We start from the raw sequence: 6,894 nt of genomic DNA on the forward strand, positions 1-6,894 counted from the left end.
CGGCAGGTTGGTGCGCGGCCGGGTGCGCGACGGTGCGGCGGGCAGATCCTGCGCCAGGATCGACTGGTGGAGCGCGGTCAGCTCGGCCCCGGGGTCCAGGCCCAGCTCGTCGGCGAGGAGGGTGCGCAGTTCGGTGAAGCTGGCCAGGGCCTCGCTTGGGCGGCCGGCCGCGTAGAGGGCGCGCATATGGGCGGCCCTGAGGCGCTCCCGCAGGGGGTGGGCGGCCAGGAGGTCGGCCAGTTCGCCGGCGAGCAGGGCGTGGTCGCCGAGGTCCAGGCGGGCCGCGGCGAGGTCCTCGTGTGCGGTGAGCCGCAGCTCCTCCAGCCGGGCGATGGCGGCCTGGGTGAACGGCTCGTCGGCGAAGTCGGCGAAGGCGGGGCCCCGCCACAGTGCCAGGGCCTCGGTCAGCCGGTCGGCTTTGGCCTGCGGGTCGCCGGTGTCGCCCGCGCGGGCGAGCAGGTCCTGGAAGCGGCGGGCGTCCACGTTCTCGGCGGGGGCGGTCAGGAGGTAACCGGGCGGCCGGGCCGCGACCAGTCCGCGTCCGCCGGGCTCGGCGTCCCCCAGGGCCTTGCGCAGCTGGGAGGCCTTCGCCGAAAGGGTCCCCGCCGGGTTGGCGGGCGGGTCCTGCGGCCACAGGTCGTCCACCAGCCGGTCGGCGGACACCGTGCGCCCCTCGTGGAGCAGCAGGTCGGCCAGCAGAGCGCGTACCAGTCTTCCGGGCACGGTGACGGGTTCGCCCTCGTCGGTCCACACCGCGAGGGGACCCAGCACACCGAACTGCATGATCGGCACGATAGCGATTTTCCGCCCGGGTTACGGCGAGAGCGGGCAGATCGGCAACGGACCGTCAACCGACCGGAAAGGCGCCCCGGCACAGTAAGGACATCAACACGACGGCGGAGGGAGGACACGATGGAGCACCACCGACGGCTGCGAGTGGCGGTCATCATCGCCAGCACCCGCACCGGCCGGTTCGGGCCGACCGTGGCCGGCTGGCTCCTGGAGCGGACGGCCCGCCGACCGGACCTGGAGGCCGACCTGGTCGACCTGGTCGAGGCCGACCTTCCGGCCACGCTCGCCGACCACGATGAAGAGCCCCCCGAGGCGGTACGGGCGCTGGCGCCCCGGCTCGCCGCGGCGGACGCCTTCATCGTGGTGACCCCCGAGTACAACCACGGCTTCCCGGCACCGTTGAAGACCGCGATCGACTGGTACTACGAGGAGTGGCACGCCAAGCCGGTCGCGATCGTGTCCTACGGCCGCGAGTCGGGCGGCAGGCACGCCGCCGCCCAGCTCCGCGAGATCTTCGGTGAGCTGCACGCCGTGGCGATCCGCGGCACCGTCAGCCTGCCGTGCTACTGGAACGACTTCACCGCCGACGGCGGCTGGCCCAAGCCGGCGGCCGAGTGCAACACCTCCGTCAAGACCATGCTCGACCAGCTCGCCTGGTGGGCGCACGCCCTGCGTGCGGCGCGCATCGCATCCCCCTACCAGGCCTGATCCCCACCCAGGAGAAGACCATGCGCAAGATCATCAACTCGACCTACGTCACCCTCGACGGCGTCGTCGGCGACCCCCAGGAGTGGAGCCTGCCCTACTTCGGGGAGGACGCCCAGAAGTACGCCTACGACCTGCTGTTCTCCTCCGGCGCGCTGCTGCTGGGCCGCCGGACCTACGAGGGCTTCGCCTCGACGTGGCCGCACATGGAGGAGCAGACCGGTGAATACGGCGTCCGGATGAACACCCTGCCCAAGTACGCGGTGTCCACCACGCTGGAGAAGGCCGACTGGAACAACACCTCGATCATCTCCTCCGACGTCACCGCGGAGGTCGCCCGGCTCAAGGAGCAGCCGGGGCAGGACATCCTGCAGTACGGCTTCGGCGAGCTCTCGCGCACCCTGGTGGAGGCCGGCCTGCTCGACGAGCTGCGCCTGTGGGTCCACCCGGTCTTCGCCGGACTGGGCAAGGGCGGCGACCGCCTGATCGGCGCGGAGTCCTTCAACGCCACCTTCGAGCTGGCCGACACCCTGGTCCTGGGCACCGGCGTGGTCGTCCACACCTACCGCAAGACCGCCCCGGCCGCGTGACCGCCGCGGCTCCCCGACGGGCCCGCCCCGCCGGGGAGCCGCTCGCCGCGCCCCGGTCCGCGCGCTTCAGGGGGCGGCCGGGGCCGTCACGATCACCTGCAACAGTCCTTCCCTCAGCGGCAGTCTCACTCCGAGCGGTGCGCCGACCATCGCCTCGGCGAATTCCAGCGGCTGCGCATCTGGCGGAGGCCCCATCGGCTTCAGGGTGGCCATCGGCACTTCCCCGGCAGACCGGCGATGCTCGTCTATCTGGCCGCCGGCGCCAAAAGCAAGATCATCGAACTCCGCCCCGCAGGATGGCCCGAAGAAACCGAATACTATTCGGTAATATCCGGCCATGACCGTTTACGCGATGGCCCAGATCTCGATTCACGACCGCGAGCGCTACAACTCCTACGCCGCCCGCTTCATGGACGTGCTCCTCGGCTACGGGGGCCGCCTCCTCGCCGCCGACGAGCGGCCCGAGGTCATCGAGGGCGACTGGCCCTACGGAAAGGTCGTCCTGATGTCCTTCAAGGACCGCGAAGCCTTCGAGAAATGGGCGTACTCCGCCGAGTACCAGGAGATCTCCAAGGACCGCGTCGCCGCCACCACCGGCGTCGTGATCCTCGCCAAGGGCGTCTGACCCCTCCGCCTCTCAGCCCTCTCAACGGTTCCAGTGAATGATGGTGCCGAGACCGGGGCGGTCGGTCGGCTTGAAGGTCTCGCCCGTGTAGGGGGGCGACGGAGATGAGCACACGGGCGTTCCCCCCGGCAGCACGGACTCGCTGGGCTCGGCGGGCGGTTGATGTCGGCGAGGAGGCGTTCGCGGCTGCTGACGACCCCGATGGTCCGGTCGATCGTCGAGGCGTAGGCGCGGTGGGTGTCGGGGTCGGCGACCCGGTGGGTGACGAGGAACGCCTCCGCTGCATCGGTGAGCGTGATCGTGGCGCCGCGGAGCGCGGTGACCTTCGCCTCGGCTGCGCTCACCGGCTGCCCGCCACATGCGTGACGTGCCGGATAACGTAACCGAGTGGTGCAGCGCGTGGAGGGGCACATCCTCAGCCCGGTCGTGATCGCTCATGTACGTGACAGTCAATTGTCGCGCACATAGATCGGGAGTGCCGGGTTCAGTGGGGTGTTCCCCCGGAGGGGAAACTCCGTCGGTCAGGCATTTCCGGTGGCGAACGCGATGACGTCGGGGAGGCCGGGCCGGTAGTCGTCGGAGGTGTCCACGACCAGGGTCGGCAGGTCCATCGCGATCGACGTGAAGGACGCGATCGGGCTGTCGCCTGCCGCGATGGCTTGAAGGAGTTTGGTGTCGCCGTGCGCGGTCCGGTGGACATCGGTGGCGACGCGGTCGGCGACCCGCGTGTGGGCCGTCTCGACGGGCACCTCGCAGCGGATGATCCGGACGTCTGCCAGTGCGGTCAGGCCGTCGAGGATCGGTCGCCAGAGCCGGTCCTGGAAGGCGGCCTCGGCGACCGTGGTCGTCCCGGACTTCAGGAGCGTGGTGAGCACGTCGGTGAAGACGGTCAGCGCGGTCAGGTTCAGGGGGTCGTCGCCGCCCGGTTCGTAACCGGGTGTGGCCATGACGAGGCCCTGTTTGATCTCATCGCGGATGATCAAGGGGCAGCCGATCCGCGCGGCGACCTTCCGAGCCAGAGTGGTCTTGCCGCTTCCGGGTGGGCCGCTGACCACGATCAGCGTCGGTGAGCTTGTGACCATGATGCATTGTGGCACTTCACGCACGGGGGATCCGTCTGCCGGGGCGGACTGGCATGTCGGGGCGGTGGGCGCTTTGGCGAGGCGGAAGCCTGCAGCTCTTGGACCACCACGAGCGCGCCACCGCCTGGCAGCAGGTCGACCACGTCCTGGCCGACCTGGAGGACCGGTACCTGCGCCAGGTCGGCGGAGGGCACGAGCCGTCTTGCTCCTCAATGAGACCTCTCTACGCACACCCGTACGCGTAAGCGTGTGTGCGTGCGAGGGGCGTGAGCGTCGTGGCCATTGAATTCTGCGAATGACGCGAGCCCCCTACGCGCGCATGTTGGACACCGCCGGAACACCAGAAATTACCCGCGCCAGGGCCTCGAGGCGGTGGAAGACCTCAGGCAGGGGAGTCGCCGGCGTCGAAGAGGGCGAGCTGGTCGACGTCGGCTTCCGGGCGGGCGTCACTCAGGCGCAGGCACCGCCTGCAGGTGACTTCCCCATGCTCGGGATGAGCGGCGGAGGGATCCCACCCGGCGACCCCGACCATGCAGGCCGGGCCGGGCAGGCGCAGCCCCTGCAGCCAGGTGGTCAGGGTGACGGCGTGCACCACCCCGGAGGAGCGCACCCGCATGTTCTGACCGGACCCGTAAGCATCCCGCGCCGCCGCGGCGATCGCCGCCAGCGCCTCGTGCGCCGCATCCATCCGTCCTCCCTCGCCGCGACCCCGGAGCCAGCCGCCGATGCCTCCATCATCCCCGGGGATGACACGAGTGACGAGAAAGGTGACACCGTCCCCACCTCCCGGCCGCCGAAGCGGGGCCGACCACGACCGGGCGGACGCACCCGCGTCCGGATCGCCGGACAGGACCCATTCGGTCCGCACCCGGTAAAGCCCGCCGACGACCCCGACCATGCCCGGACGCTGCGGGACTCGATGTACGTCCTGGACGTGATCCACCGGCTGGACGCGACCGAGCCGCCCGAGATCGTCACGACCGACACCGGCTCCTGCAGCGACGTCGTCTACGGCATGTTCGCGGTCTGCGGCTACCAGTTCGCGCCCCGCCGCGCCGACATCACCGACACCCAGCCGTGGTGGGTCGACACCGCCATGCTGCGCGGGGAGATCACCCGCGACCACCGCGGCTCCAACGGGTGGGGCGCGTTCAATGAGCTTCGGCTGCGGCGGGTGTCGATCCCCGCGATCGTTCAGTGCTGGGACGACATAGTCCGGGTCGTCCGCTCACCGCGCTGGTCGTCAAGCACGGGCTGACCGTCCGCGACGGACCCTCGTGAGACCGCCAGAGGGGCGCTGATCGCGCTGTTGCCGCTTGCCGACCCGGAATCGATCGGTTTTCTTCCGACTACTGTTGTCCTGCATGACGCGCGCTGAGATCGAGATCGATGCTGAGCTGGTGCGGGAGCTTCTTCGTGACCAGCACCCCGACCTGGCCGATCGGCCCGTGACGTTCGGCGCGCGTGGGTGGGACAACCAGCTGTGGCGCCTCGGCGACGATCTCGCCGTGCGGTTGCCCTGGGCGACGGATTCCGCAGCGGAGCTGCTGCTCAAGGAGTACGCATGGCTGCCCTCCCTTGCCGCGCGCCTTCCGCTGCCGGTTCCCGTCCCGCAGCGGCTCGGCGAACCCTCGGCTTTGTTTCCGCAGCGTTGGATCGTCACCACCTGGGTGCCGGGTGAGCCCGCCGACCGCGCGCCCGTCACCTGCGGCGCTGAGGCCGCCGACGCCCTGGCCGCCTTCCTGACGGCTTTGCACCAACCCGCCCCCGACCGGGCACCCGCGGGGCGGGACCGCGGCGGGCCTCTGCCCCACTACACCGAGGGCTTCGCTGCCGGGCTCGCCTGGGCTGCCGAGGCTGGGCTGATCTCCGACCCTGACGCCGTTCGCGCGGTCTGGGACGACGCCGCGGCCGCGCCCGGTTGGGACGGCCCTGCGCTCTGGCTGCACGGTGACCTGCATCCGGCCAACGTCCTCACCACGGACGGCACCATCAGCGGAGTGATCGACTTCGGCGACATGTTCGCCGGCGATCCGGCCTACGATCTCGCCGCTGCGTGGATCCTGCTCCCCGACGGCGCCATCGACCGTTTCCACGCCGCCTACCGACCGATCCCGGACGTCGATACTCTCCGCCGTGCCCGCGGCTTGGCCGTGCTGAAAGCCCTCGCCTGCATCAGCATCGGTGAAGCCGGAGTCCACGGCCGTCCAGGCGGCAAGGCCACGTGGGGCCCACCCGCCCATGCCGCGCTGCGGCGCCTTACGACAACCGGGTGCCGATAACCCCGCCCTGTCGGGAACAGGGCGATTCACAGCAGCCTGGGCGGTAGCCCCTGTGCACGGCTCAGGTTCGCACTGTTCAGGTTCGTGCTGTTCAGCTTCGCGCCATCCAAGTTCGCGCCGCGCAGGTCCGCGCTGCTCAGGTCTGCGCCATAGAGGTCAGCACCGCTCAGAACGGCGCCGCGCAGGTCTGCACTGCTCAGGTCCGCGCTGCTCAGGTTCACGTCACACAGGTCCGCGCTGATCAGATCCGCGTCGTACAGGCGCGCTCCGCGCAGGCTCGCGCCGTTCAGAACCGCGTTGCTCAGGTCCGCGCCGCTCAGGTTCGCACTGTGCAGATCGGCTCCGCGCAGGTCAGCTCCGCGCAGGTCGGCTCCACGTAGGTCAGCCCCGCGCAGATCCATGTCACGCAGGCTCGCGCCGCTCAAGTTGGTGCGGACCAAGGTGATGCGGGAAAGGTCGAGTTGGTGGAGGTCCAAGCCTGTCAGGTCGGGGCGGATGCCGTTGTCGTGGGTGCGGCGGCCCAGGACGGCCAGGGCGGCGCGCAGGTCGGCACGTAGCCGGTAGCGCTGGGGATCGGCCTCGGGCGGGAGTCGGCGGGCGTCTTCGTCTTCGAGATGCTCGCGGACGAAGGTGGCCAGGAGTTCGGCGATGACGGTGTCGTCGCGCTCGGAGTCGGTGGCGATGCGTTCCAGGGCGTAGATGCCGCCCAGGCGGATGTCGAGGCTGTCCTTGTCGCCGAGCTGGGTGATGGCGGCGGTGTAGCGGCCGGTCACCAGGCCCTGCTCGGTGGCGGCCGCGGTGCGCATCGCGGCTTCGGC

General features: G+C 70.4%; 11 protein-coding genes. 6 read left to right on the forward strand and 5 right to left on the reverse strand.

What is annotated here, in order from left to right:
- Positions 1-783, reverse strand: a 783-nt coding sequence (locus ABD140_RS39435) for an AfsR/SARP family transcriptional regulator (RefSeq protein WP_344248105.1), incomplete at its 3' end; no start/stop codon positions are given.
- A gap of 129 nt (positions 784-912) precedes the next feature.
- Between ABD140_RS39435 and ABD140_RS39440 the strand changes: the two genes are divergently transcribed.
- Together ABD140_RS39440 and ABD140_RS39445 are read left to right on the forward strand one after the other, a co-directional pair.
- A complete protein-coding gene (locus ABD140_RS39440; protein WP_344248107.1) occupies positions 913-1,500 on the forward strand; it encodes an NADPH-dependent FMN reductase in 588 nt (195 codons plus the stop codon).
- Between the two features lie 20 nt (positions 1,501-1,520).
- Positions 1,521-2,087, forward strand: coding sequence for a dihydrofolate reductase family protein (locus ABD140_RS39445; RefSeq protein ID WP_344248109.1), 567 nt, complete (start codon positions 1,521-1,523; stop codon positions 2,085-2,087).
- A 66-nt stretch (positions 2,088-2,153) separates the two neighbouring features.
- Here the strand turns inward: ABD140_RS39445 and ABD140_RS39450 are convergent, their stop codons facing one another.
- Positions 2,154-2,426, reverse strand: coding sequence for a hypothetical protein (locus ABD140_RS39450; RefSeq protein WP_344248111.1), 273 nt, complete (start codon positions 2,424-2,426; stop codon positions 2,154-2,156).
- Between ABD140_RS39450 and ABD140_RS39455 the strand changes: the two genes are divergently transcribed.
- On the forward strand, positions 2,425-2,712 hold the full coding sequence (locus ABD140_RS39455) for a DUF1330 domain-containing protein (protein ID WP_344248113.1): 288 nt from the start codon (positions 2,425-2,427) through the stop codon (positions 2,710-2,712). The two genes, ABD140_RS39450 and ABD140_RS39455, sit on opposite strands and share 2 nt — an antisense overlap.
- A gap of 521 nt (positions 2,713-3,233) precedes the next feature.
- On the opposite strand, the gene ABD140_RS39460 is transcribed toward ABD140_RS39455, so the two are convergent.
- Positions 3,234-3,794, reverse strand: coding sequence for a P-loop nucleotide/nucleoside kinase family protein (locus tag ABD140_RS39460; RefSeq protein ID WP_344248115.1), 561 nt, complete (start codon positions 3,792-3,794; stop codon positions 3,234-3,236).
- A gap of 98 nt (positions 3,795-3,892) precedes the next feature.
- Between ABD140_RS39460 and ABD140_RS39465 the strand changes: the two genes are divergently transcribed.
- The gene (locus ABD140_RS39465; protein WP_344248117.1) at positions 3,893-4,039 is read left to right on the forward strand and encodes a hypothetical protein; all 147 of its coding nucleotides are present in this window, start codon (positions 3,893-3,895) and stop codon (positions 4,037-4,039) included.
- Between the two features lie 137 nt (positions 4,040-4,176).
- On the opposite strand, the gene ABD140_RS39470 is transcribed toward ABD140_RS39465, so the two are convergent.
- Positions 4,177-4,482, reverse strand: coding sequence for a hypothetical protein (locus ABD140_RS39470; RefSeq protein WP_344248119.1), 306 nt, complete (start codon positions 4,480-4,482; stop codon positions 4,177-4,179).
- On the opposite strand from ABD140_RS39470, the gene ABD140_RS39475 reads away from it, so the two are divergent.
- Both ABD140_RS39475 and ABD140_RS39480 read left to right on the forward strand, forming a co-directional pair.
- Positions 4,468-5,052: a Tn3 family transposase gene (locus tag ABD140_RS39475; RefSeq protein ID WP_344248121.1), complete on the forward strand. Its 585-nt coding sequence runs from the start codon at positions 4,468-4,470 to the stop codon at positions 5,050-5,052. The genes ABD140_RS39470 and ABD140_RS39475 overlap by 15 nt on opposite strands.
- A 106-nt stretch (positions 5,053-5,158) precedes the next feature.
- Positions 5,159-6,076, forward strand: coding sequence for an aminoglycoside phosphotransferase family protein (locus ABD140_RS39480; protein ID WP_344248123.1), 918 nt, complete (start codon positions 5,159-5,161; stop codon positions 6,074-6,076).
- Between the two features lie 26 nt (positions 6,077-6,102).
- Here the strand turns inward: ABD140_RS39480 and ABD140_RS39485 are convergent.
- The coding region (locus ABD140_RS39485) for a pentapeptide repeat-containing protein (protein WP_344248125.1) at positions 6,103-6,894 on the reverse strand (792 nt) is incomplete at its 5' end.

It is taken from the genome of Actinocorallia libanotica, assembly GCF_039525175.1.
GTDB classification, from domain to species: Bacteria; Actinomycetota; Actinomycetes; order Streptosporangiales; family Streptosporangiaceae; genus Actinocorallia; species Actinocorallia libanotica.